Below are 24,860 nucleotides of genomic sequence, written 5' to 3' on the forward strand. Positions count from 1 at the left end.
TGCCCCGCCCTTTGGTCTGACCAAACCGTAATTCGGTCGTTCGAAGCTCTGGACAAGCCTGGTGTCCGCTGCCTAGCGTGAACAACCAAGTAATGGTCTGACCAAGCCCCCAATGTGAGGGTTCATGTACCAGCCAGATCTCTCTCCCGTGGCCGACAGCCCCGCGCTCTCGTCGCTCGTTGCCGTCCTGCCACTGCTCACGCTCTTCGTCCTGCTCGGCGGCCTGAGGATGAAGGCTCACTGGGCCGGGCTCGCCTCACTGGCCGTCGCGGTGGCGGTGGCCGTGGCCGTGTACGGCATGCCGGCCGACCTCGCCTTGCTCTCGGCGAGCGAAGGAGCGGCCTTCGGGCTGTTCCCGATCATGTGGATCGTCATCACCGCCATCTGGGTCTACCAGCTCACCGTGGTCAGCGGCCGCTTCGCGGACCTGCGCCGGGCCTTCGGCCTGATCAGCGCCGATCCGCGCGTCCAGGCCATCATCATCGCCTTCTGCTTCGGCGGACTGCTCGAGGCTCTGGCCGGATTCGGCGCGCCGGTGGCCATCACCGGGGTGATGCTGATGGGACTCGGCTTCGCCCCGGTCCGAGCCGCCGTCACCGTGCTGGTCGCCAACACCGCTCCCGTCGCGTTCGGCGCCATCGCCACGCCCATCATCACGGCCGGCAACCTGACGAAGATCCCGTACACGGAGATCGGCGCCTACGTCGGCCACCAGACACCGCTGGTCGCCTTCTTCGTGCCGCTCCTTCTTGTCGCCCTGGTCGACGGACGCCGCGGAGTGCGCCAGACCTGGCCGGTGGCGCTGGTGTGCGGTGCGGTGTTCGGACTGGCTCAGTTCGTCAGCGCCACCTACCTCTCGGTGGAGCTGACCGACATCATCGCCTCGCTGGCGGCCCTGGCCGCTATCGTCCTCTTCCTCCGTGTCTGGCGGCCGCAGGGCGGTGAGGAGGCCAGGACCGATCTCCGCAAGGCGGCGCAGAAGGAGCAAGGGGACGGTTCGGCAGGACAGCCGCCGAAGCCCGGGCACGGCGACGGGCCCGTGGCTCCGTCCGGAGCGCCCGCCGGGCCGGACAGCAGTGCCGTGACCGGAACACTCCCGATGGCCGGTACCGCTCAGCGGATCGAGGGCCCCAGGATCCTGATGGCCTTCCTGCCCTACCTGATCATCATCGGGGTCTTCTCGCTCGCCAAGCTGTGGACTCCCCTCAAGGAGTTCCTGGCCGCCTCCGACGCGAAGTTCGGCTGGCCCGGACTGGACGGCGAGGTCCTCACCGCCGCCGGCCAGGCGTCGGCCACCACCGTCTACACCTTCCCCTGGCTGTCCTCGCCCGGGACCCTGCTGTTGCTGTCGGGCGTCGTGATCGCCGCCGTCTACCGGGTGACCCCGGCGGCCGCCGCCCGGGAATTCACCGCCACGCTGCACAAGCTGCGCTGGGCGCTGCTGACCGTCGCCGCTGTCCTCGCACTCGCCTATGTGATGAACCTGTCCGGACAGACCATCACCATCGGCACCTGGATCGCCGGAGCCGGTACGGCGTTCGCGTTCCTCTCGCCCGTCCTCGGCTGGCTGGGCACCGCGGTCACCGGATCGGACACCTCCGCCAACGCCCTGTTCGCCACGCTCCAGCAGACTGCCGGGAACAAGGCAGGACTCGATCCGACGCTGCTGGTGGCGGCCAACACCTCTGGCGGTGTCGTCGGCAAGATGATCAGCCCGCAGAACCTGACCATCGCCGCCACCGCGGTGGGCCTCATCGGCCGCGAGTCCCAGCTCTTCCGGGCGGCGATCAAGTGGAGCCTGATGCTCTTGCTGGCCCTGTGCGTGCTGGTGTACCTCCAGTCCAACGTCCTGGCCTGGATGCTGCCATGAGCCTCAAACCCGTACAGACGCCGTCGCCCGCCTTGCCCTCCCCTCACGGAACCATGCGGATCGCACTGTTCATCACCTGCCTCAACGACACGCTCTTCCCAGCCACCGGCCGGGCGGTGGTGACGCTGCTGGAGCGGCTGGGCCACCGTGTGGACTTCCCGCCGGAGCAGACCTGCTGCGGCCAGATGCACTTCAACACCGGTTACCAGCGCCACTGTGTGCCGCTCGTCCGGCGCTTCGCCGAGGCCTTCGCCGGTTACGACGCCGTGGTCACGCCGTCCGGCTCGTGCGCCGCCATGGTGCGCGAGTACCACGGGCGGGTCGCCGAGGTGTCCGGCGACGACCGGCTGTCCGCCGCGGTCCATGACGCACCACGTGTGTACGAACTCTCCGAATTCCTCGTCGACGTACTCGGTGTCACCGATGTCGGGGCGTACTTCCCGCACAGGGTCACCTACCACCCCACGTGCCACTCCCTGCGCATGCTCGGCGTCGACGACCGGCCCCTCACCCTGCTGCGGGCCGTCCGCGGCATCGACCTGGTGGAACTCGGTGCGGCCGACCAGTGCTGCGGGTTCGGCGGCACCTTCGCCCTGAAGAACGCCGACACGTCGGTGGCCATGTGCACGGACAAAGTACGGCACGTCCTGGCCACCGGAGCCGACGTGCTGTGCGCCGGTGACAACTCCTGCCTCATGCACATCGGCGGCGCGCTGTCCCGCCTGCGCACCGGAGTGAACGTCATGCACCTCGCCGAGATCCTCGCGTCCACGGAGAAGGCACCGGTACACGGCGCGGCGGAACCCACACCCGCCTCCTGGCGCGGCACCGAAAGGACGAAGACCTCGTGAACGACGCGACGTTCCTGGGCATGCCGGCCTTCCCGACGGCGGCGGCGAGCGCCCTGCGCGATTCCCAGCTGCGCGGCAATCTGGCCCGTGCCACCGGGACCATCCGCTCCCGGCGTGCGGCGGCCGTCGCAGAGCAGGACGACTGGGAGCAGCTGCGGGAGGCCGGGCGTGCGGTCAAGGAACGCACCCTGCGCCATCTGGACCGGTATCTGCTGCAGGTGGAGGAGAAGGTGACCGCGGCGGGCGGCAAGGTGCACTGGGCGCGCGACGCCGAGGAGGCACGCCGCATCGTCGTCGGCCTGGTGCAGGACACCGGTGAACGGGAGGTCGTCAAGGTCAAGTCGATGGTCACGCAGGAGATCGGGCTCAACGAGGCGCTGGCCGACGCCGGCATCGACGCGTACGAGACCGATCTGGCCGAGTTGATCGTGCAGCTCGGCCAGGACCAACCCTCCCACATCCTGGTCCCGGCCATCCACCGCAACCGGGCGGAGATCCGGGAGATCTTCCTGCGGTCGATGGGCGCGTACGGCACCGCGGCACCGGCCGACCTGGACGACGATCCGCGGCGGCTGGCCGACGCCGCGAGGCGTCATCTGCGGGAGAAGTTCCTGAGGGCCAAGGTCGCCGTCTCCGGTGTCAACTTCCTGGTCGCCGAGACCGGGACGGCGGTCGTGGTGGAGTCCGAGGGCAACGGGCGGATGTGCCTGACGCTGCCCGAGACGCTCATCTCGGTGGCGGGGATCGAGAAGGTCGTACCCACCTGGCAGGACCTCGAGGTCTTCCTGCAGCTGCTGCCGCGCTCCTCCACGGGGGAACGGATGAACCCCTACACCTCGACCTGGACCGGCACGACCGCCGACGACGGGCCCCGCGCCTTCCATCTGGTGCTGCTCGACGGAGGCCGCACGAATGCTCTCGCCGACCCGGTCGGCCGGCAGGTACTCAACTGCATCCGCTGCTCCGCCTGCCTCAATGTGTGCCCCGTGTACGAGAGGGTGGGCGGACACGCCTACGGATCGGTCTATCCCGGCCCGATCGGCGCCGTCCTCAGTCCCCAACTGCGGGGCACCACCTCGGAAGTGGACCGTGCCCTGCCGTACGCGTCGTCGCTGTGCGGGGCGTGCTACGAGGTCTGCCCCGTCAAGATCAACATTCCCGAGGTGCTGGTGCATCTGCGGGCCCGGATCGTCGAGGAGGGGCGCGAGCGGCTCGTGCCGAAACCGGAACGCCTGGCGATGGCCGCCGCACGCTGGGTGCTCTCCCGTCCCTCGCGTCTGACGGCCGCGCAGCGAGCGGGAGCCCTGGCCGCACGGCTGGTGGCCCGGCGCGGGCGAGTGGGCCGGCTGCCCGGCCCGCTGTCCCGCTGGACCGACACCCGCGACGTCCCCGTCCCGCCCGCGGAGACCTTCAGCGCCTGGTGGAAAGGGACGCATCGATGACCGTACGCCGGAAGGAGGCAGAGATGAACGCGCGAACCGAAGTGCTGGACCGGATCAGGCGCGCCCTGGACGACGTGCCCGCGGGCGAGCGTCCACAGGACGTCCCGGTGCCCCGCCAGTACTCCCGCGGCGGCCAACAGCCGGCCGGGTCGACGGCGGCCGTGGAACTGCTCGCCGAACGACTCGCCGAGTACGGGGCGTCAGTGCATCTCGTATCCCCGCAGGACGTCGCCTCCCGTGTGGGGCAGTCGGTGGCCGGCCTTGGCACCGGTTCCGTCGTGGTACCGCGTGGCTTCCCGCCCGAGTGGCGGTCCGCGCTGGACCCCGACCGGGTGCTGACCGACGAGCCCCGACTTCCGGTCGCCGAGCTGGACCGGGCCCGAGCGGTGGTGACGACCGTGGCCGCCGCCATCGCCACGACCGGAACCCTCGTCCTGGACGGCGGCCCCGGCCAGGGCCGGCGCGCCCTGACGCTGGTGCCTGACGTCCATGTGTGCGTCGTACGCGCCGGACAGGTCGTGGCGTCCGTGCCGGAGGTGTTCACCGCCCTGGATCCGGTGCGTCCACTGACCTTCGTCTCCGGGCCGTCGGCCACCAGTGACATCGAACTCGACCGGGTGGAGGGCGTGCACGGTCCACGCACCCTGGAAGCCCTGATCGTCGTCTGAGTCCGAGCATCTCGTCCTGACAGGAAGAGAGTTGAGCAGTGAAGCCCGCCCTTCACCCAGTACCGCACCGGCGCGCAGCAGCACCGACGGCGCCTCACTCGGTCCCCCTGCCCGACAACCCCTCGGCGTCGGCGAGCTGCACGCTCCCCGCCGAGAAACGTGCGGTAGCGACAGCCAGGGCGTTCGCCCGGGACCGGCTGACGGCATGGCGCCTCGGGGACGAGACGGCCGAGACGGCGAGCGTCGTGGTGTCGGAGTACGTCACCAACAGCGTTCAGCACAGCGGCGCCCACCACGTCACCCTGCGACTCGCATGCTGCGAGTCACACCTGTGGATCGAGGTCGTCGACGCCGGTGTGTGGCAGAACCGCACGGGGCCCGAAGAGAACGGCCTGGCCGAGTGCGGTCGGGGCTTCTGGCTGGTCGAGGCACTGTCCCAGCGGTCCGGAGTGCACCACACCCAGCACGGCACCACGGCCTGGGCGCTGCTGCTCCACGCCCCCGCCACGTGCAAGCGCCCCGACCGCTCGTTAGCCGGGCGCACCGGTACGGGGACTGGCTCGCGCCGCTCACCCGCACGCCGCTCGGTCCTTCGCCTCCCCGGTTGAGCCGCACACGGCAGGGGCCGGCAGGGCGCTTTCGGACGGCCACAGCCGGTGCCGGCCCTGGCGTACGGGCAACGGAATCCCGGGCTCCCAGGCCCGACCGTTGACAACGTCCCACGGCGCTGCGAAACCGGCAGTCCAAGGCGGGGCAACAGGCGCGCACGGGTTGTGCGTCAGAGGCGCAAGTTGGCGGAGTAGAGCGGCGGCCGCCCTCGGCTTCCCCGCAGCGCCCTGACACACGACGCCGGCGCATGCGACCACGCTCGGTGGACACCTCCGGCGCGGCCTCCACCAGCGCACGCCGGATCGACGGACTACTGCATGTGGCGTTGCCGGGGCTGGCGGCCCACCACGGCGTTCGGATGCGGGGCGTCCCCGGCGAGGACGCCCCGTCGCCCGGCGTCACGACCAGGGAATGACGACCCGATACTTGCCGCCCGCAGACTGCTCGGGTGGCTCATGGGCGCGTTCGACGCTCACGTGGCCCGCGCCGTGGGCGGTGAGCAGGGCGACCATCTCCTTTCGCACGGCCGTCCACAGCCGCTCCCGATCGGCTGCGGCGGCGGACAGGATCCGCACGCGGACGCAGGTGGGCGCCGTCTGGACGATCTGGAACAGGTCGATGCCCGGGATGCTTTCCAGGAGGGTCTCGAAGGCCATGGGCACGATGTGCACGGTGCCGCCGTCCCGGCGCGGGAACGCCAGCAGGTCGGCCGCGCGGCCGCGCACTCTGATCGCGGGGAGCGGGTCTCCGCACGGGCACGCGTCAGGACGCAGCACAACGCTGTCGCCGAGGTCGTAGCGCAGGATCGGCTGTGCCCATCGGCACAAGCTGGTCAGGAGCACGGCGAAGGACTCCTGGCCCGGCGGGGTGGGGCGGAGGTCGGGGCCGACGGGCTCGAGGATCAGCCAGTCACTGTGGACGTGGAGCCATCCCGACGGGCAGCCGTAGGCCAGGGCGAGGCTCTCGTTGCAGCCGTAGGTGTCGACCAGGTGCGGCCCGAAAGCAGAGCGGATCCTGCGGTGGTCGCGGGCACTGACGCCCTCGGCCAGCAGTGACACCGCGGCCGGGGCGATACGCAGCCGGCCGGCCAGCTGCTCGCCGGCGAGCAGCGCGATCACCGTGGCGTAGCCGGCCAGGAACACCGGGCGGTACTGGTTGAGCTGGTCCACCAGCTCGGGCAGCGGGCTGTGTACCGACAGCACCCGGCTGCCCCGGGCGGGCAGCCGACCGGCCGCACGGGAGCGGATGATGACGGTATGCGCGGCCAGATGGCCGCCCGTGGCCACGATGTGCGCCGCCCGCATACCTCGGGCGAGCAACCGGGCCGTCACCACGGGCGTCAGGGTACGCCGGGCGGCCCGCAGCGACAGGGCCCTGAACACCGCCGCCGCGCGGTCGTCGAGCAGGAACAGGCCCCGGTGGCCGGTGGTTCCGGAGGTGGTGGTGACCAGGTATCGGCCCGGGAAGCGCTCGCCGGCCCGCCGGGGATCCGCGACGAAGGCCCGTACGCGGTCGAGGGACACCTCGGGATCGGTGACCCAGTCATCGAAACGCGCCATCAGATCCTGCTTGCGCGTGACCGGCAGCAGGGCGGCATCCTCGACGCGTTCGGGTAGCGCCCGGTACAGCTCGCGGTAGTACGGGGAGTGGGTGCGGGCGAAATCGATCATCGCGGCCAGCCGTTCACGCTGCCGGTGCGCCAGGGCGTCCGGACCCTGCCGCAGCGTCCGGCGCCCCTCCCGGATCAGGGCGAGTGTCGAGGTCATCGCACGGCTCCTCCGGGAACGGGAGCGGGCTGCCAGAACGCGCAGTGGTGGTCGGCCGCGAACCCGGTGGTGGGTCCGACCCGGTCCGGGGCCAGCACCTGGATGTGGTCCCTGTCGGCCGTGTAGCGCGGCCAGGGCGCAGTCCCGGGCGCGTTGGGGTCGCCGGTGGCCGCGAAGCGGGCCCAGTAGGCGGTCATCGTGGCGGACAGTCGCCGCTGGGCGGGCGTCAGGGGCGCTACCGAGTCCATGGGGAACAGATAGGCCAGTTCGGAGGCGTGGAAGGCACCCTGCGGCGTGTGCGGTGCCGGGATGAACGGCGGTGCCTGCGCGTCGTGGAACTCGTAGGCGTAGACGGGCGCCCGGCTGCCGTACAGCCGGCTGTCGGCCCGCGCCGGGCAGGCGAACCGCTGGTCGGTGCCGATGGCGGAGTAGGCCAGGTTGGCGGACGGATGGGCCGAGAGCGGGTAGGTGTCCAGGACCGCGGCCGCGCGGCTGCCGTACTGGAGTCGGACGAGGCCGGCGTACGAGTCGGGGGTCAGAGGGCCGTCGCCGAGCAGATCCACGTACAGCGCGGTGAAGTAGCGGTGTTCGTCATGGGTGTTGCCGCTCAGCGTCGGTACCGCGTTCACTCGTCCCTCGGCCCACGCCGTGCGCGGAGGGCGGGGGAGGACACGGGGGCCGGTGTTCGGGGCCCACAGGGAGGTGGCACCTGTCCCGGAGGCGCGGATGAGCTCGGTGGTGGGCACGGCACGCAGGCAGCCCGCCGCGGTCGTCGGGTCGGTGCAGCCGACCGAGGCCGCGAAGCCGCTTCCCTTCCGCTCGGCCGCGTCGAGCGGGAGGGGTGTCAGACCGCCGTCCGCGGCGCACGCTCCGCTCTGCTGGATCGCCCGGTGGAACAGGCCTTTCGCGGTCGGCGAGGCGATGTGGAGGCAGGTGTCCGCCGATCCGGCGGACTGGCCACCGAGCGTCACCCGGTTCCGGTCGCCACCGAAGGCACCGATGTTGCGCCGCACCCAGCGCAGGGCGGCCTGTTGGTCCATCAGGCCGTAGTCGCCCGAGGCGTGGTCCTGGCTCTCGGCCGACAGGGCGGGGTGGGCCAGGAACCCCAGTGCCCCGAGACGGTAGTTGACGGTCACCACGACCACACCCCGCGCGGCCAGGGCGGAGCCGTCGTAGTCGCTGCCCGCGCCGTAGACGTTGCCCCCGCCGTGCAGCCACACCAGGACCGGAAGGGGGCGGTGGCCGGTGCCCGCGGGTGTCCGGACATTGAGATACAGGCAGTCCTCCACGGTGCTGCCCGTGCGGTTGGACTCGCCGGGCAGGACGGGGCCGCCGCCGGGGAGCAGCGTCAGCGGTAACTGGGGGCAGGGGTGGGCCGGTGCGGTGGCGTTGCGTACGCCTGACCATCGCGGCGCGGGGCGCGGCGGACGCCAGCGCAGCTCACCGGTCGGCGGGGCGGCGAACGGGATCCCCTGGAAGACCCGCCCGCCGTCGTGGACGGCCGCGCCCCGCACCCAGCCCCGGTCGGTCCGTACGACCAAGGAGTCGGGGCCCCGCGCGGCCAGGGCAGTGGGCGGAGGAACGGTCAGTGACAGGAGCAGGGCCGCGACTGCGGCTGTGGCGCGGGCCAATGTGAGGCGCAGGCTCAGGGCTCTCATTCCTCGCTCCAGGTTCCGGTGTCGGGGTTGGGGTCATGGCGTGTGCTCGTATGCACCGATGTCACAGGTGGCACCCTGTGGGCGAGGGACGCCCCGCTGATCGGTGGCCGGGCGGCCCTTCGGCCGCGTCCAGGCCGGGACTGCCCGGCAGCAGCGCCACGGTGTCAGTGCGGCCGGCGTGGTTCGCCAGCGGTCCGACCAGCGGGTCACGACTGGGCAGATGGCCCGCGGCCGAGAGTCGGCAGCTGCCGTCGCCGTCGATGGTGCGGCCCAGCGACGAGAGGGTGGCGAAGGCCTTCTCACGGTCGGCGAGATCGGGCGGGATCGTGAGCCGGTCATGGCCGGGGGACCGTGTGATCGTACTGGCAGGCCGGGCGTTGGCGGCCGTCACGGCGGCACGCAGGCTGCACTCGCCCGACGTGGTGCGGCACCGGCCGTCCGGCGGGTCGGCGTCCACCGCCTCGGACGTGTGGTCGACGACGAACTCCGCGGGGTCGACGAGTGGCGCCGTGAGGGTGGGGACGGTGGCGGCGAGTGTCGCAGGGGCGACCCGGACTCTCATGCGGTGAACTCCTCCCTACGAGGAATCTGGACGTACGAGAAATCGGTGGCTGCGGGAACTGAGCACTGGCGGGATGCGCGGCTCGTGCGGACACCGGCGCGTGGTCGCGCCGGAGCGGCGACGCCGACCGGACGAGCGGAAGCAGAACCGGCGGAGCGGGGGAACAGGTCCGCGCCTCTGTAGGGAGCGTTCCATTCAGTCCGGTTCGTGTCTACGCACCGGCAGAGAAAAGGCCGAAGTGGATCCCTGCGTACATCGGGAGCGGTCCTCGCCGACTGGGGGCGGGCCGGCTCCGAATCCCACATGCGGGCGTTCTCTGACGTGCGTACGGGGTCGCGGCCGCTCGACTTCACCCGGACGCCTGTGGGCTGGGCTGTCGGTGCTGGGTCAGAACGCCGCCATAGGATCAGCTGATGAGTGACGCTGTCTTACTGCATGCGGGCGCGACGCAGTCCGCACCAGGCCTTGTTCTCCGCCCCTGGTGCATGGAGGACTCTGCCGCACTTGTCGAGGTGTTCCGGGATCCTGTGCTGCGCCACTGGACGAGCTCGACCGTGGAGAACGAAGCTGACGCGCAGCAGTGGGTGCGGGGCCAGGAACGGGGATGGGCGGCGGGGAACCGGTTCGGCTTCGCGGTCCTGGAAGCTCAACCCGGTTCATCGCAGGAACTGTTGGTGGGCAACGTGGTGCTCAAGGAAGTGACGCCTGGCAAACCGTCGGCCGAAGTGGGCTATTGGACCGCGGCGCACGCTCGCGGGCGGAGTGTGGCACCCCGCGCTCTGGAGGTTCTCACCGGTTGGGCCTTCGACACCCTCGGCGCCGACGGCCTGGAGCGGCTTGAGCTCCTGCATCAGGTGGACAACCTCGCCTCTTGTCGTGTGGCGCAGAAGAGTCAGTACGACTTCGACCGAGTCCTGCCCGCATCGCCGCCGTCCTTCCCGCTCGATGGCCATCTGCACAGACGGCGTAGGGATGCTTGAGATCAGGTTCTGACGGGGGACGAGGCCGGTCAGGGCTGGGGGAGTGGCAGGCCGGGCATCCGCGGTGCTGCAGGTGCTGCCCACTGTCGTCGGTGTGCAGGCCGAATGTTTCCGGCCCGGGCGGTCTGCTTCGTCGTACCCGGACAGGATGGTCTCGATCCGCTGCCACGGTTTCACCGGTCAGCCCTCGCGTGTCTCCACCGGCCTTTCACCGGGATGAGGGCCTGACCTCTGCTCACTCTCCCTGTCGTACCAGGAACGGCTACCACAGCCCGTCCTTCCCTCAGCGACACGGAGACTCCGCCCCCACCGGCAACCACCAACCAGCACATTCGGTTGACCGAGGCTGCGCATCTGAGCCAATCCGCCCAACCGTCGTCGTAGCGCGATCAATTGAGATGCATACTGGGCGCCGTCAGCTCGCTTCGACCCGGCCTGACACCACACGGGGGCGGATTCGGAGGATCGCGATGAAGGTGCGGCTGCTCTGGGGTGCCGCTGCGGGAGCCGTCGCTGCCATCGCGGCGCGGGCAGCGGCCGGCTGGATCGAACGCCAACCCGACCCTGTCCCCTACGAACGGCTCCGCCGCGAACCCGAGGGCGAGGAAGCCTTCCTCCCCCGCCCCGACGGGACGGTGCTGCGCACCATCGTCGCGGGTGAAGGCCCACCGGTGGTACTGGCCCACGGATACGGTGCCTCGCTCCTGGAGTGGAATCTGGTGCAGGCCACCCTGGTGGCCAGCGGTCACCGTGTCATCGTCTTCGATCAGCGCGGCCACGGAGGGTCGACGCTGGGTGCGGACGGTATCGGCTCCGGCCCCATGGCGCAGGACTACGTGGCGGTACTGGAGCACTTCGACGTACGCGACGCAGTACTAGTCGGGCATTCCATGGGCGGGTTCCTCGCGCTTCGTGCCGTGCTCGACCATCCCGCCGTCGCCCGGAGGCTGCGCGGCCTGGTGCTGTTCGCGACCTGGGCGGGCCGCATCTACAACGGAGCACCGCACAACCGGCTGCAGATCCCGCTGCTGGAGATGGGCATCCTCCAGCGGCTGGCCCGCACCCGCACGGGCGGACTCCTCTTCGGAGCCGCCCAGTGCGGCAAACGCCCCTCTCCCGCGATGATCGAGGTTTTCCTCGAGGTCTTCCTGCAGCAGGCCCATGCCTCGCTCGTACCGATCGTGCGGGCGTTCGCCCGCGAAGACCGCTATCCACGCCTGGCCGAGATCGCGGTTCCCACCGTCGTCGTGGTCGGCTCGGCCGATCGCAGCACACCGTCCAGCCACGCCCGGCGCCTCGCCGCCGGCATACCGGGCGCACGGCTGATCACCGTGCCGGACGCCGGACACATGTTGAACTGGGAGGGCCCCCACGCCCTGGTGCAGGCCGTCAGCTCCCTCCACGATGGTCGTTGCCCCCCTGACGCGTAGCGACTTCCGCACCACCGTGCGCCGCTGTGACGGGAAGAGCGGGGTCGGTTCTCGGCCGGAGGCGAACCGGCTCGGGCAATTGGCCGGTAGCGCGGTGTGATCCGCCCTCGGATGCGGCTTAGGTGAAGGGGTCGAATAGCCGTGTCGGGCGAGGGGGACAGGTGTACGACTACATCATCGTGGGTGCCGGATCGGCGGGGTGCGTGTTGGCGCGCCGGCTCAGCGAGGACGAGACCACGCGCGTTCTGCTCATCGAGGCGGGGCCCGTGGACGACGCCCCTCAAATCCGCATCCCGGCAGCGTTCAGCAAGCTCTTCCAGACCAAGTACGACTGGAGTTACCTCACCGAGTGCGAACCGGGACTGGACGGCCGCCGTCGTTATCTGCCCCGCGGCCGGATGCTCGGCGGCTGCTCGTCGATGAACGCGATGATCTACATACGGGGCAACCGACGTGACTACGACGCCTGGGCGGCCGGCGACGCCGACGGGTGGAGCTGGCAGGATGTGCTGCCTTACTTCCTTCGCGCCGAAGACTTCGAGGGCGCTCCGTCGCCCTGGCACTCCACCGGCGGGCCTCTCACGGTCAGCGAGGGCCGTTCCCGGCATCCGTTGGCGGACGCCTATGTCACGGCAGCACAGGAGGCGGGCTACCACTACACGAGCGACTTCAACGGCCCAGAGCAGGACGGCGTCGGCTATTACCACCTCACCCAGCGAGGCGGTCTGCGCTGCAGCACGGCCGAGGTCTATCTGCGGCCGGCCCTGTCCCGGCCCAATCTCGAGGTGCTGACCGGCGTCCTGTGCACCCGCGTACTCCTGGACGGCGACTGTGCGACCGGTGTCGAGGTGGAACGAGACGGCGAACTGCTGCGCCTCCGTGCCGAACGGGAGGTCGTGCTGTCGGCCGGCGCCTACAACTCGCCGCAGCTGCTCATGCTCTCCGGCATCGGCCCGGGCAGCGAACTCGCTTCCTACGGCATCACGCCCCGCGTCGACCTTCCGGTGGGGGAGAACCTGCAGGACCATCCGCATGTCGGTCTGTGCTATCTCACCGAGACCGAGTCGTTGTTCACCGCCGAGACACCGGAGAACGTCCGCCTGCTGGAGACCGAGGGGCGCGGTCCCCTCACCTCGAACGTCGGCGAGGCCGGCGGATTTCACCGCACCCGTGAGGGACTGGACGCTCCCGACATTCAGGTGCACGCCACCCCGGTGATGTTCCACGAGGAGGGCATCAGCCCCGTGACCGACCACGCTTTCATGTTCGGCGCGGTCCTCCTCGCCCCCACGAGCCGGGGCAAGGTCTCCCTGCGGTCGGCCCTGCCCAGCGCCAAACCGCGCGTTTTGCACAACTACCTGACCACCGAGGAGGATCGCGACACGATGATCCGGGCACTGCGGATGTTGCTCGACATCGCCGCTCAGCCCAGCCTGGCCAAGCACCGTCGTGCCGACTTCCGCGTGCCGCGCTCCACGGACGACGCCGGCCTGCTCGACTTCGCCCGGCGCGAGTTGCAGACGCTGTACCACCCGGCGAGCAGTTGCTCCATCGGTCCCGTCGTGGACTCCCGGCTCAGGGTGCACGGCGTGAGCGGCCTGCGGGTGGTGGACGCCTCGGTGATGCCCACCGTGGTGCGGGGCAACACCAACGCCCCGACGGTCATGATCGCGGAGAAGGGCGCGGACATGATCCGCGGTCTTTGATCTCCAGACAGGGCAGGGCAGGACTCCGTTGGGCCCGCCCGACCGCCCGGACAAGGCGCGTTGAGCGGTAGGTGTGGCAGGGATTGAGAAAACGCCATGCCGAGTGCGTATCGGTTGACAAGGAGACCGTAGGGACACTTCTGCGGTCCGGCTCATCAACAGACGACATCGACCCGATCTCCCGCGCTGACCGGCCAGTCCAGCAGATCACTGGAGTGGCCGGCACGCGTTCCACGGAGCGCTACGCGGGCCGTGGTGGCGCCCCACCCCGGACCTGGTTGGTCGAGGAGGACTACCGATGGGATTCGACGAGGCCGAACCGCCACGGGCCCTCAACTGGGGGCGCGAGCCCGCGCAAGAGATCCAAGATTCGTTTCAGGCAGTTCTGAACGCCCTGGATGCCGCTCGCGCCGATCTCTACGCGACGGAGGAGCACCAAGGGCAAGGAAGCCCGTTACCACCCTTGGACCACCCCAGCGCAACAGCCGGATGCGGCGGCCCCACCCATCCCGTCCCGTCCCTGCCGCCACCGCAGCCGGGTACGCAGGGCCTGGGATCCCGGCCCGAGCTGGTTCCGGTCCGTCCGGAAGGCCTCCCACCGTCTGCCGACCCGCCTCAACCCGCTCGGTACCGGCCGGCCGCCAGGAACGCCGTGGTCGAGCCGCTGTGGTCACGCGGTGTGCGGCAGGAGGCGGTCACGCCCCCCGGGGCGGTCGCACCCCGGGAGGCCGGACAGCCACCCACTGCGCGCGGCGGGGGCCCGGCGCAGGCCGAACCGCCGGCAGCTTTCCCGCCGCCAACAGCCGCTCTGCAGGATCGTGCGCGCCGATGGACCGACTCAACTGAGGACTGCCCCTACCCATCGCAGGCCGCGCAGCCGAACCGCTTCGTCGCCCCGCCCTCCCAGACGCCGCTGCGCCCAGAACCGGCTCCCCCGCCTGAGCCCAGGGGGAGCCAACGACATCGCCGCTTCACCGACCGGCGACACAGCCGGCTCGCCGGAGTCTTCGGCCTGGGCGCCGTGAGCGGATTGGTCCTTGCCTCTTCGCTGCTCAGCAACGGCGACTCCGCACCGGCGGCACCGCCTGCGTCCATGGAGCAGCCCGACCGGCCATTGCCTGAGAATCCAGCACCTGCAGCCCCGTCCTCACCGACCGGGCAACCGAACCGGCCGGCTCCCGGCAACGCCTCGCTTCCCGAGATCCCGGGCACCGGGCTGCTGCGCCCAGGCGACGCTGGCCACGGTGTTTACGAGTTGCAGGTACGTCTGCTCCAGATCCCTCACGTCTATGACGGCGGCGCCATCAACGGCCGTTACGACACGGAGGTCCGTCAGGCAGTGGCCCGATTCCAGAACGCATACGGCATCAACGGAGACGAGACCGGCGTCTACGGGGACAACACTCGACACGCCCTCATGCTGCGGACGAAATAGCCGCCCCAGCCACATGCCAGATGCTGCGACGACTGCACGGGCTGTTGGAGGTGGAGCAGTGGCGCATCGGCGCGGAGACCACGGCCTGTGCGGCATGGCGATCCATCCGACGGAATGCCCCCGCGTCGGCGGGGAGGACGCGAGGTACTTGGTCCCCGGCCAGGTGCGGAACCGTGCGCTGCTGCCCGTCGACCAGGTCGTCGCCGCCTTCACCTTCACCCGCCGTTCATGCATCGGAACGACGTCAGGACCGGAGTACCAACTCTCCGTCCGCGTAGGGAAGGACCTTGGCGCGCGGCAGGTGCACCAAGACCTCCTCGCCGACCGGAACTCCCTGATCCCGCGGCGTCTTGGCCCTGACGGGCTGTCCGGCGATCTCCACCTCGAGCACGCGCTGCGCGCCGTGGTCGCTGACGCCCTTCAGACGCCCGGGGAAGGTGTTGGGGCCGGGATCCGTGACGATCCTGACGTGCTCGGGCCGGACCCCGACCTGGACCTCACCGGCCTTCAGCGTGCTCGCCGGGACATCCCAGGCCGCGGACAGCGGTCGGCCGCCCAGCGCGAAGGGACCGTCACCGTGGTCCACGGTCAGGAAGTTCATCGCCGGTGAGCCGATGAAATAGCCGACGTAGGTAGAGGAGGGTGCCTCGAACAGCTGTTCAGGGGTGCCTTGCTGCACCGCGCGGCCGTCCTTCATGACGAGCAGTTCCTGCGCGAAGCTCATCGCCTCGTACTGGTCGTGCGTCACATAGATCACCGTGGGCCGGAACTGCTCGGTGATCTCCCTGATCTTGCGTCGCAGCGAGTGCTTCAGCTGCGGATCGATCACGGTGAGCGGCTCGTCCATCAGGACGGCCGCCACGTCGTCGCGGACCAGGCCGCGGCCGAGTGAGATCAGCTGCTTGTCGTCGGCGGTGAGCCGGCGCGCGGGTTGCCTGAGCCGGTCGTGCAGGTCCAGGGCTTCGGCGACCTGCTGCACCTTGGCGTCGATCCTCGCCTTGTCCCAGCGCCGGCACTGCAGCGGGAAAGCCAAGTTGTCGTAGACCGTCATCGACTTGTAGATGACGGGGAACTGGAAGACCTGGGCGATGTTGCGCGCCTTGGTGGGCAGGGCGGTGACGTCGACGCCGTCGAACCGCACCCGTCCCCGGGACGGTCTGACCAGTCCGGACAGGATGTTCAGCAGCGTCGTCTTGCCGCAGCCCGAGGGTCCGACCAGTGCATAGGTCTTGCCGGACTCGAAGGTCAGGTTCAGCGGCTTGAGAGCCCACCGCTCCTCCTCGGCACCAGGCGCGTACGCGTGCCCGACGTCGACGATGTCCAACTGCGCCATATCAACGGCCTTCCACTGAGACGAGATCGTGTGAGGGTGTCCGTACGAGCGCACCCCGCTCGTCGAAGGCGAACAGCCGGTCGGGGCGGAGCCGGAGTTTCACGAGGTCGCCGAGGTCGACGTCGTGGATGCCCTCGAGCTGCACGACGAAGGGGGTCTCGCCGACGACCACATGGACGAAGGTCTCCGAGCCGGAGATCTCCACGTAGGTGACCTCGCCCTCGACTCCGCTGGAGGCCAGGCTGATATCGGTGGCACGCAGGCCGAATTGGTAGGCTCCGTCGGATAGTTCGGCCAGGTGTGCGGAGACGTGCGCGGCCTGGAAACCGGCCACCGTGACCTGGCCGCCCTTGAGCCGGCCTGCGAACACGTTCATGGGGGGGTCGTTGACGATGGACGCCACGGTGGTGGTCGCCGGGCGTTCGAAGACCTCCTGTGGGGTGCCGGTCTGGAGGATCCGCCCCTCGTGCATGACGAGGACCACGTCCCCGAGCATCATCGCCTCGGCAGGTTCGGTGGTCGTGTAGATGACGATCGTGTCGCCCTGGTCCGAGAAGAGGGCCTTGAACTCGTCGCGCAGTTGTTCGCGCAACTTGTAGTCCAGGTTCGCCAGGGGCTCGTCGAGCAGGAGGATGCTGGTGCGGCGGGCCAGGGCGCGAGCGATCGCGACGCGCTGCTGCTGACCGCCTGAGAGCTGGGAGGGCTTGCGCTTCTCGAAGTCCGTGAGCCCCACGCTCGCCAGACTCTGCTGGACCCGGTGCCGGATCTCGTCCCGCGACAGCCCGGCCCGCTTCAGCGGGAAGGCCACGTTGTCGAACACCGTGAGATGGGGGTAGTTGATGAACTGCTGGTAGACCATGGCGGTGTCGCGCCGCCACACCGGCGTCCTCAGGAAGTCCTCTCCGGCGCGCGTCAGTGAGCCGGAGTCCACGTTCTGCAGGCCGGCCAGGGCCCGCAGCAGCGTCGTCTTCCCGGCCATCGTCCGGCCGATGACGGTGTGGAGCCGTCCCGGCCGGAAGGTGGCGGTCACGTTCCTGAGGTGGTCGACGCCGTCGACGGTCAGGCACAGATCAGTGGCGTTGAGGTTCATCGGACCGCTCCCGACAGGTTTCCCTTGGACAGCAGGCGCTCCACCCAGAGGGCGAGCAGGATCAGCGGTGCCACGCCGAAGAGCGCGGCGGCGGACAGCGTCCACCACGGCGGGATGGAGGAGTTGAGGGCGACGACCGCCTGGGGCAGGGTCTGAACCTCGGTGAAGGTCAGTCGGAAGGCGAAGAAGAAGTCGTTCCAGCCGAACACGGCGCAGAACATCGCCGCGACGGTCAACCCGGGCAGGGAGTTCGGCAGGATCGCCCGTACGAAGGTCTGGAACGGCGGGCAGCCGTCCAGCATCGCCATCTCGTCGATCTCGCGGGGGATGCCGTTGAAGAAGTCCACCATCACCCAGACGGCGATCGGCAGCAGGAGCGCCACCGTCACGATGACCAGGCCCGGGATGGTGTCCAGGAGGCCGCCCCACTGCAGGAGGTAGAAGAAGGGGATCACCAGGACGACGGGCGGCATGATCCGCTGGGAGACGAAGAAGAAGACGATGTCGCTGTTCTTGATGAAGCCCAGCCTGAACCGGTACCGGGACAGCGCGTAGGCGGCCAGCGAACCCAGTGCCAGGCTGATGGCCGACGCGGCGACCGTGACGATGGCACTGTTGACGAAGGGACCGACCACATCGACGCCCCCCGCTCCACCGAAGATGTTGCGCCAGCCGGTGAGCGTGGGCTCGTACTGCGCCCAGGGGATGTAGGTGGGACCGCCCTGAACAGCGTTGGCGTTCTTGAAGCTGGTCGTCATCGCCCAGAAGAACGGTCCCGCGACGAAGCAGGCCCACAGGGCGATCACGGTGTACTTGAACACGGGATACAGGCGCGACCTCATGAGTCTCCCTTCAGCTTGAAGGCCCTGGTGAGCAGGGCGGCGACGACCGTGAGCGTGACGATCATCAGGACGAGATAGGTCAGCGACATCGCCCCGCCGTAGCCGGTCTGCTGGTCGCGGAGCCCCTGGATGTAGAGGTAATAACCGGGGGTCTCCGTGGAGGAGCCCGGCCCGCCGGACGTCAGGACGTAGACGCTGTCGGAGAGCTTGGACGCCTCGATCAGCCGGATGACGACCGCGGCGACCGACACCGGTGCCATCAAAGGGAAGGTGACCTTCCAGAACGTGCGCCAGGTGCCGGCGCCGTCGATCGCGGCGGCCATGAACGGTTCCTTGGGCAGGCTGAGCAAGCCGGCCAGCAGCAACAGGAACATGAAGGGGGTCCACTGCCAGATCTCGACGGTCATGAGCGCGGCCAGGGCCGGTCCGGACTCGGTGAGCCAGGGGATGCCCGTCAGGCCCAGCATCTCCAGCAGGTCGTTCACCGGCCCCAGCGACTCATGGAAGATCGTCTGCCAGATGGCGGCCATCACCACGGGCGTGGTCATCATGGGGACGAGGAAGAGCACCCGCCAGAACCTGCGGCCGCGTGCCTCGCGCCAGACCAGCAGGGCCATACCGAACCCGATGACGTACTGGATCAGAACCGTGCCACCCGCCAGCAGGACCAGCCGGGTGATGGAGGCCCAGAAGCGGCTGTCGTGCAGCACCGCGGTGTAGTTGGCGCCTCCGATGAAGTCCATCTGAGGGTTGCTGACGTTCCAGCCGGAGAAGCTGACGCGGATGGTGAACAGAAGCGGGAAAATGATGATCAGAAAGAGCGTGAGCAGTCCCGGCAGCAGGAACGTGCTCTTGTGCCGGCGCAGGCCGTCCATGGTTCTCCTCGCGGAAGGGGGGCGGGAGCCGCCGGGTGGCCGGCCGGTGAGGTCCGGCCACCCGGGGGCCCTGCGCTCGGATCAGGACTTGTCCTCGAGCGCGACGACGTTGCGATAGGCGCTGCGGACCTTGTCCTTGCCGATCTGGTCGGTGATCTTGGCCCATTCGTCGGCCACGCCGTCCAGCGCCCGCTGCGGGGGCTGCTGGCCCGCCAGCGCCGCGGCGACGCCGTTGGCCAGCGCGGACATGTACTGGTTGACACCGGGGACACGCAGGTCGAAGACGCGGTTGGGGTTCTCTTCCATGCCGGAGAGCGTCTTCACGTACGCCTTGGCGACGTCCTTGTCCCAGCCCTGCTTCTCCCAGAACGCCGGGTCGAAGTGGGAGATGCGGTAGGGGTTGACGCCGAAACGTCCGATGGTCAGATCGAGCGCGGTGTTGGCCTCGTTGCTGAAGAAGCACAGGTAGTCGAAGGCCATCTCCTGGTGGCTGGACGCCTTGGCCACCGCGGAGGTCCAACCCCAGGTGAAGTAGGCAGCCTGGTTCGCCTCCTTGTCCCACGACCTCGTGGTGCGGTTGTAGACCTCCGTGGAGCCCGGCAGTGGCGCCGCCTCGACGGTGTTGCGGATCTTGCTGTCCGGCTGCTGGGCCTGGATGAAGGCGTCGTCCCAGGAGTAGGACATCAGCGTCTGGCCGCCTCCGAAGGAGAAGATCTCGTCTCCCAGGCCGAAGTTGGCGCCGCCGGGTGCCCAGGTGGACTTCGCCTCGACCATGTCCTGCAGAGCGCGGACGAAGCCCGGTGTGTTGATCAGCGGCTTCATGGTCTTGGCATCGAAGAAGACACCGCCCTTGACCTTAGGGTTCTTCACGTACGGCGCCGCACGGCTGATGAACGCGGAGAAGGTCAGGTCATCGCGCTTGGTGACCTCGGCGCTGCCGTAGTTCCTCTTGCCGTCGCCGTCGAAGTCCTTGCCGCTGAAGAACTCAGCCGTCTCCTGGTATTCGGCCCACGTCGTGGGGACCTTCAGGTCCTTGCCCGTGGCCTTCTTGTATTCGGCCTGCCACTTGGGGTCCTTCAGCACATCGCTGCGGACCTTGAGGTAGTGCCGGTCACCGTCCACCGGATACTGCACGACCTTCCCGTCCCAGGTCGCCACGTCCATGTAGGACTGGGTGACGTCCCGCATGCCGGGGGTGTTCAGGTACTCCTCCGGCACCGGTGCCAGGTACGGGGCCATGTCGCCGATCCACAGGGATGGGTAGAACATGACGTCATACGCCGGCTGGCCTGCCTGGAGGGGCGTGAGAATCTTCTGGTGCAGCTCACCGAAGGGGACGTTGACCACCTCGACCTTCCCGCCGGTGATCTCCTCGAACTGCTTGGCGTGCAGCTGCGTCGGCTCACCGATGACCGGGACGGCATGGCTGATGATCTTCAGAGTCTGCCCGGAGTAGTCCTTGCGGCTGATCGACTCGTAGCTGCAGGAGCCGGGCCCGTCCTTGACCTTCGTCGCCGGGTAGTTCCTGCCGTACTTCTTGTAGCTGATCTCCGAGCCGGGCTTGAACAGCGCGGCCTTCTTCTTGGGCTTGTGCTGTGCCTCGCTCTGTGTGGTGCACGCGGTGGCGGTCAGGGCCGCTACGGCCGCGACGGCGACCACACGTGTGTACGGTCTACTGCGCATCGGGGTTCTCCTGCGGTGTCACGGGATCAAGATCGCTCGGCCGCGCACGGCGCCGGCGTCCAGGTCGTCGAGGGCCTGTCGGAAGGAGGCGAGGGGGTAGCGCTGGGTGTGCAGGGTGACCTTGCCGCGGGCCGCCAGCACCATCAGCTCGGAGAGGTCGTTGTAGGAGCCGACGAGATTGCCGATGAAGTTGATCTCCGTGGAGATGACGTCGATGGTCGGCACATGGAGGTGGCCGCCGTAGCCGATGACGTAGTAGTTGCCGTTGCGGCGCAGGCAGGCCACGCCCGTCTCGACGGCGCCCCCTTCACCGACGAAGTCCAGGACCGCCTCCGCGCCGTGCCCCGAGGTGAGCTCCCGTACGCGGTCGGCCTCGCTGCCGTCCGCGAGGAGCGTGTGGTCGGCACCGAGCTCCTTGGCCAGCGCCAGGGCCTCGGGGCTGCGGTCGATGACGATCATCTCGACCGGCGACAGGGCCCTCAGCACCTGGATCCCTATGTGCCCGAGTCCGCCGGCGCCGATGACCACGGCCTTGTCACCGGGCCACAGAGCCCGGGCCGCCTTGGCTACGGCGTGGTACGCCGTGAGCCCGGCGTCGGCCAGGGCTGCCACCGAGGCCGGCTCCAGGGACGGGTCGAGGGGCACCACCGAGCGGGCGCTCGTCTTCAGGTACTCGGCGTAGCCCCCGTCGGCGTCGATGCCGGGGAAGGCAGAGTTCGTGCAGTGCACGTCGTCACCGTCCCGGCAGGCCCGGCACAACCCGCAGGTCACCAGCGGGTGCACGATGACCGGGTCACCCACCTGGACGTTGGTGACGGCCTCCCCGACCTGGGCGACCCAGCCGGCGTTCTCGTGACCGATCGTGTACGGAAGGGCGACCCCGCTCTTCTCCTTCCACTGCCCTTCGAGGATGTGCAGATCGGTCCGGCAGACCCCGGCGCCCCCGATCTTCACGATCACATCCAGTGGGCCGGTGATCTGCGGGTCCGGCACGTCCACGAGCACGGGCGGCTCGTCGTACTCGATGACCTGCACGGCTTTCATGGCGGCTCCCTGCGAATCGGCGGGTGGGTGGTGCCGATTACACAGGCCGCCGCTCGCAGGTCGATGTCTCAGAATCCGTCCGCGGATGTCTCAATGTGATACACGTCGTAGGCGCGCCGCCGCCGAGCTGGTCCAATCACTGCACCGAGGAATGTGACGCGCGCCGCACGGGAGTGTTAAATGCCCCGACACCAACCCGGGACCTCACTGAGAGCAGCCAGAGAGCTCTATCAGGAAGTCACCAATGATCCGAGCGCCCGGCCGCTCGTGGTCGCCTCATGGCAACGCTCGATCGAGTACCAGGTGAAGTCCGGCAGCCTGGACGCTCCCTACCTGGACAACCCCAACCTGGACAGCCCCCTGGCCAGGGCGGCGCTGCCCATCGTGGAGACGCTGCACAAGCAGCTCGCCGACGACCCGGTGTCGACGATGATCACGGACCGCAGCGGCGTCGTGCTGTCCCGGAAGGTGTCACACCAGGGCCTGACAACCCACCTCAACCGCGTGCGTCTGGCCCCGGGCCATGTGTTCTCCGAGCGCTACGTGGGCACCAACGGCATCGGAACCGCGCTCGCCAGCGGTCGCCCGGTCCTGATCGCCGGAAGGCAGCACTACGTCGAGGAGCTGCGGGAGTTCCGCTGCGCAGCCGTACCGATCCTGCATCCCACTCGGCGCACTCTGCTGGGAGCGTTCAACCTCACCACCATCCATCAGGGCTCCGACGGCATGCTGATGGCCTTCGCACGCTCCGTTGCCGCCCAGATCGAGGCTGAGATAGCGGTGATCACCTCCCGGCGCGAACGGGCCCTCTTCCAGGCCTACATGGAGGCCTGCTCCTCGGCACGCCCCGGACCCGTGCTGGCACTGAACCGCGATGTCGTCATGATGAACGAGCAGCTCAGCGCCGCCGTGACCGGGCCCGATCAGTACGCGCTGCTCGACCACGCCCGTGAGATCGCCGCGCATCACCGGCTGGAGGGGACCCGCAGCATTCCCCTGCCCTCGGGACGGGTCGCCGAACTCAGGGTCAGTCCCTGCCAGCGCGAGGACAGCGACGCCGGCGCCGTCTTCCGAGTCCGGCTGATCGGACGGGCCCAGCCCACACCGGCGGTCTCCGCCACGCCCGCCCGCTCCGAGCTGGGGCTGGTGGGCTCGTCCCCGCACTGGCTGCGCGCGGTCGCCGACAGTGAAACGGCATTCATAGCCGGAACATGGCTTCATCTCCTGGGTGAAGCCGGCGTCGGCAAGAGGACGCTGGTCGAAGCCCTGCACCGGGCCCACGGCGCCGGACGCCGGCTGGAGATGCGGGAAGCGCCGCTGTCGGATGCACCTGCCGCCACCGAGCACTGGCTGGACGATATCTCGGAGCTGCTCGTCGTGCCGTCCCACGTGCTCCTCCTGAGCGATGCCCATCTGCTGGGCGACCAGCTGCGGCGGCTGACGAACCTGCTGACGCGGCTGCGCGGCAGCGCGACCGCGCAACTGGTCATCACCAGTCAGCCGTCGATGGTCGGCGCCGACGACGAGTTCGACCAGCTCTGCGGCGCCTCGGTGGAGGTGCCTGCCCTGCGTCACCGCTACGGGGACGCCGAGCTCCTGGCGCGGTTCTTCCTGCGCAAGTACCGGCCGAGCGGTGAGGGCAGATTCTCCCCGGACGCGCTGACCACGCTGCAGAGATGCCCCTGGCCGGAGAACGTACGCCAGCTCGAGTCCGTGATCCGGGGCCTGGCGCGGCGACCCACGGGCCGGACGATCAACGCGGACGACCTGCCACCGGAGTGCCGGGTATCGTCGAACAAGGTCCTCACCACCATCGAGGCGCTGGAACGCGACGCCATTCTGCGTGGGCTGATGGAGCGCAACCTCAACGTCCAGCGAACAGCGCAGGATCTCGGGATCTCGCGCGCCACCATGTACCGCAAGATGCGCCGCTACGGCATTGTCCCGTCCAGCCTCACGTGACGGTCGTTCCGCACGGTCCGATAGGGGCGGTGTCCGGGGTGGAAAAGCGGATGACAGTGCTCAGCGAGGGCCCCCACGATCCGTTCGCACCGCACCTCGCCGCCTCGGCAGTGTCTGGACGCCGCCGAGCGCGCGGCTGCTACTTGATCAGGAGTCGGGGTTGCTCACCTGCATTGAGCGGCATTTGCGCTTTGTTGGCAGGTCTGTGCGGGGGAGGGGGCGGCGCTTCGACGCCGTGTGTGCTGCGGCCATGCGGCCGGGCGTTGTCGCTCAAGCAGACTCCGCCTAGTGCTGTATCCGGGAGGCTCGCCGGGTCGGTGCCTTCGGCTTCTCATGGCCGGGGTGCGAGCGAGGCGAGTGCGGTGGGCCGCACCGCATTGGCGGCGGCCGAGGTGAGTAGTAGTTCGGTCAGGTCATGGGGCTGGGCGGGTTCACCGGTCGGAGCGGCTGCCGTGATCCGGTCCAGCCGGAAGCCCCGGCCGGCCCGGCGTGTGCGACACCAGGCGACGAGGTACCAGCGGCCGTTGGCGGTGAGCAGTCCGGCCGGTTCCACGACACGGTTGCTTTCGTGTCCTGCCGCGTCGGTGTAGGACAGCTGGAGCGCCATGTCGTTGGCGAGGGCCTGCTCCACCGCGGTACGGACATCGAAGTTGCTGCGTGTCGGCAGGGCCACGATTCGTGCGGCGAGTTCTTGTGCCGCTGCGGAGGCGGGGCCCGTCATCGAGGCCGCGATCTTCTGGGCCGCCGTGCGGGCCGCGCTGGCGTAGGGGGTGGAGGCGTCTGCCGCGGCGAGCGCGGCGGTCAGTGCCGAGGCTTCGTCGGCGGTGAAGTGGATCGGGGGCAGGGTCATCTCCGGGTCGATCGACCAGCCGCCGCCTCGCCCGGGTATGGAACGGACCGGGACACCGGTCTCCATCAGGGTGTGCAGGTCACGCTGTACTGTGCGTGTGCTGACCTCGAACCGCGTGGCGAGCGCCGCGACCGTCAGCGGCCGCGGCGCCGCCGCACGCAAGTCCTCCACCAGCGCGTACAGCCGGGCAGTACGGTTCATGCT

General features: G+C 69.3%; 20 protein-coding genes and 1 pseudogene. 11 read left to right on the top strand and 10 right to left on the bottom strand.

Going from position 1 to position 24,860, the window contains the following annotated elements; translation table 11 throughout:
- The first annotated feature begins 124 nt into the window (after nucleotides 1–124).
- From ACFZDI_RS10705 to ACFZDI_RS10730, 6 genes are all read left to right on the top strand, one after another.
- Nucleotides 125–1,870 carry an L-lactate permease gene (locus tag ACFZDI_RS10705; protein ID WP_234847184.1) on the top strand — a complete coding sequence of 582 codons (1,746 nt, stop codon included), beginning with the start codon at nucleotides 125–127 and terminating at the stop codon, nucleotides 1,868–1,870.
- A 53-nt stretch (nucleotides 1,871–1,923) separates the two neighbouring features.
- A complete protein-coding gene (locus ACFZDI_RS10710) occupies nucleotides 1,924–2,721 on the top strand; it encodes a (Fe-S)-binding protein (protein WP_234847183.1) in 798 nt (265 codons plus the stop codon).
- A gap of 20 nt (nucleotides 2,722–2,741) precedes the next feature.
- Nucleotides 2,742–4,163: a LutB/LldF family L-lactate oxidation iron-sulfur protein gene (locus ACFZDI_RS10715; protein WP_391249554.1), complete on the top strand. Its 1,422-nt coding sequence runs from the start codon at nucleotides 2,742–2,744 to the stop codon at nucleotides 4,161–4,163.
- A 23-nt stretch (nucleotides 4,164–4,186) separates the two neighbouring features.
- Complete coding sequence (locus tag ACFZDI_RS10720) at nucleotides 4,187–4,831, top strand: LUD domain-containing protein (RefSeq protein ID WP_234847182.1); 645 nt, start codon at nucleotides 4,187–4,189, stop codon at nucleotides 4,829–4,831.
- A gap of 38 nt (nucleotides 4,832–4,869) precedes the next feature.
- Nucleotides 4,870–5,439, top strand: a complete 570-nt coding sequence (locus ACFZDI_RS10725; protein ID WP_391249302.1) for an ATP-binding protein — start codon at nucleotides 4,870–4,872, stop codon at nucleotides 5,437–5,439.
- A 248-nt stretch (nucleotides 5,440–5,687) separates the two neighbouring features.
- Nucleotides 5,688–5,855: a hypothetical protein gene (locus ACFZDI_RS10730; RefSeq protein WP_234847180.1), complete on the top strand. Its 168-nt coding sequence runs from the start codon at nucleotides 5,688–5,690 to the stop codon at nucleotides 5,853–5,855.
- Here ACFZDI_RS10730 and ACFZDI_RS10735 read toward each other — a convergent pair.
- The 3 genes and pseudogenes from ACFZDI_RS10735 to ACFZDI_RS10745 form a co-directional block, all read right to left on the bottom strand.
- Nucleotides 5,839–7,206 (bottom strand): phenylacetate--CoA ligase family protein, encoded by a 1,368-nt coding sequence (locus ACFZDI_RS10735; RefSeq protein ID WP_391249304.1) that lies wholly within the window; start codon nucleotides 7,204–7,206, stop codon nucleotides 5,839–5,841. The two genes, ACFZDI_RS10730 and ACFZDI_RS10735, sit on opposite strands and share 17 nt — an antisense overlap.
- Nucleotides 7,203–8,864, bottom strand: coding sequence for a carboxylesterase family protein (locus tag ACFZDI_RS10740; RefSeq protein ID WP_391249306.1), 1,662 nt, complete (start codon nucleotides 8,862–8,864; stop codon nucleotides 7,203–7,205). The genes ACFZDI_RS10735 and ACFZDI_RS10740 overlap by 4 nt, the downstream gene beginning before the upstream one ends.
- Before the next feature lie 33 nt (nucleotides 8,865–8,897).
- Nucleotides 8,898–9,426: pseudogene (locus ACFZDI_RS10745) on the bottom strand (choice-of-anchor Q domain-containing protein).
- A gap of 413 nt (nucleotides 9,427–9,839) precedes the next feature.
- Here ACFZDI_RS10745 and ACFZDI_RS10750 point away from each other — a divergent pair.
- The 4 genes from ACFZDI_RS10750 to ACFZDI_RS10765 all read left to right on the top strand — a co-directional run bounded on the left by ACFZDI_RS10750 (nucleotide 9,840) and on the right by ACFZDI_RS10765 (nucleotide 14,977).
- Complete coding sequence (locus ACFZDI_RS10750; protein WP_391249308.1) at nucleotides 9,840–10,406, top strand: GNAT family N-acetyltransferase; 567 nt, start codon at nucleotides 9,840–9,842, stop codon at nucleotides 10,404–10,406.
- Between the two features lie 470 nt (nucleotides 10,407–10,876).
- Entirely contained in the window at nucleotides 10,877–11,836 is a 960-nt protein-coding gene (locus tag ACFZDI_RS10755) for an alpha/beta fold hydrolase (RefSeq protein ID WP_391249310.1), read from the top strand.
- Between the two features lie 161 nt (nucleotides 11,837–11,997).
- Nucleotides 11,998–13,542, top strand: a complete 1,545-nt coding sequence (locus ACFZDI_RS10760) for a GMC family oxidoreductase N-terminal domain-containing protein (RefSeq protein WP_391249313.1) — start codon at nucleotides 11,998–12,000, stop codon at nucleotides 13,540–13,542.
- A gap of 1,093 nt (nucleotides 13,543–14,635) precedes the next feature.
- A complete protein-coding gene (locus ACFZDI_RS10765) occupies nucleotides 14,636–14,977 on the top strand; it encodes a peptidoglycan-binding protein (RefSeq protein WP_391249315.1) in 342 nt (113 codons plus the stop codon).
- A 244-nt stretch (nucleotides 14,978–15,221) separates the two neighbouring features.
- On the opposite strand, the gene ACFZDI_RS10770 is transcribed toward ACFZDI_RS10765, so the two are convergent.
- The 6 genes from ACFZDI_RS10770 to ACFZDI_RS10795 form a co-directional block, all read right to left on the bottom strand.
- Entirely contained in the window at nucleotides 15,222–16,310 is a 1,089-nt protein-coding gene (locus tag ACFZDI_RS10770) for an ABC transporter ATP-binding protein (protein WP_234847172.1), read from the bottom strand.
- 1 nt (nucleotide 16,311) lies between these two features.
- Complete coding sequence (locus ACFZDI_RS10775; protein WP_391249318.1) at nucleotides 16,312–17,400, bottom strand: ATP-binding cassette domain-containing protein; 1,089 nt, start codon at nucleotides 17,398–17,400, stop codon at nucleotides 16,312–16,314.
- Nucleotides 17,397–18,242 carry a carbohydrate ABC transporter permease gene (locus ACFZDI_RS10780; RefSeq protein WP_234847170.1) on the bottom strand — a complete coding sequence of 282 codons (846 nt, stop codon included), beginning with the start codon at nucleotides 18,240–18,242 and terminating at the stop codon, nucleotides 17,397–17,399. Before ACFZDI_RS10780 ends, ACFZDI_RS10775 begins: the two co-directional genes overlap by 4 nt.
- Complete coding sequence (locus ACFZDI_RS10785) at nucleotides 18,239–19,117, bottom strand: ABC transporter permease subunit (protein ID WP_391249321.1); 879 nt, start codon at nucleotides 19,115–19,117, stop codon at nucleotides 18,239–18,241. Before ACFZDI_RS10785 ends, ACFZDI_RS10780 begins: the two co-directional genes overlap by 4 nt.
- A gap of 81 nt (nucleotides 19,118–19,198) precedes the next feature.
- Complete coding sequence (locus ACFZDI_RS10790; RefSeq protein WP_391249323.1) at nucleotides 19,199–20,800, bottom strand: extracellular solute-binding protein; 1,602 nt, start codon at nucleotides 20,798–20,800, stop codon at nucleotides 19,199–19,201.
- A gap of 18 nt (nucleotides 20,801–20,818) precedes the next feature.
- The gene (locus ACFZDI_RS10795; RefSeq protein WP_391249325.1) at nucleotides 20,819–21,844 is read right to left on the bottom strand and encodes an alcohol dehydrogenase catalytic domain-containing protein; all 1,026 of its coding nucleotides are present in this window, start codon (nucleotides 21,842–21,844) and stop codon (nucleotides 20,819–20,821) included.
- Between the two features lie 180 nt (nucleotides 21,845–22,024).
- Between ACFZDI_RS10795 and ACFZDI_RS10800 the strand changes: the two genes are divergently transcribed.
- Complete coding sequence (locus tag ACFZDI_RS10800; RefSeq protein ID WP_391249327.1) at nucleotides 22,025–23,806, top strand: GAF domain-containing protein; 1,782 nt, start codon at nucleotides 22,025–22,027, stop codon at nucleotides 23,804–23,806.
- Between the two features lie 331 nt (nucleotides 23,807–24,137).
- Here the strand turns inward: ACFZDI_RS10800 and ACFZDI_RS10805 are convergent, their stop codons facing one another.
- Nucleotides 24,138–24,857: a WYL domain-containing protein gene (locus tag ACFZDI_RS10805; RefSeq protein ID WP_391249329.1), complete on the bottom strand. Its 720-nt coding sequence runs from the start codon at nucleotides 24,855–24,857 to the stop codon at nucleotides 24,138–24,140.
- Nucleotides 24,858–24,860 lie beyond the last annotated feature (3 nt).

Source organism: Streptomyces sp. NPDC007907 (assembly GCF_042959365.1).
GTDB lineage: Bacteria > Actinomycetota > Actinomycetes > Streptomycetales > Streptomycetaceae > Streptomyces > Streptomyces indiaensis.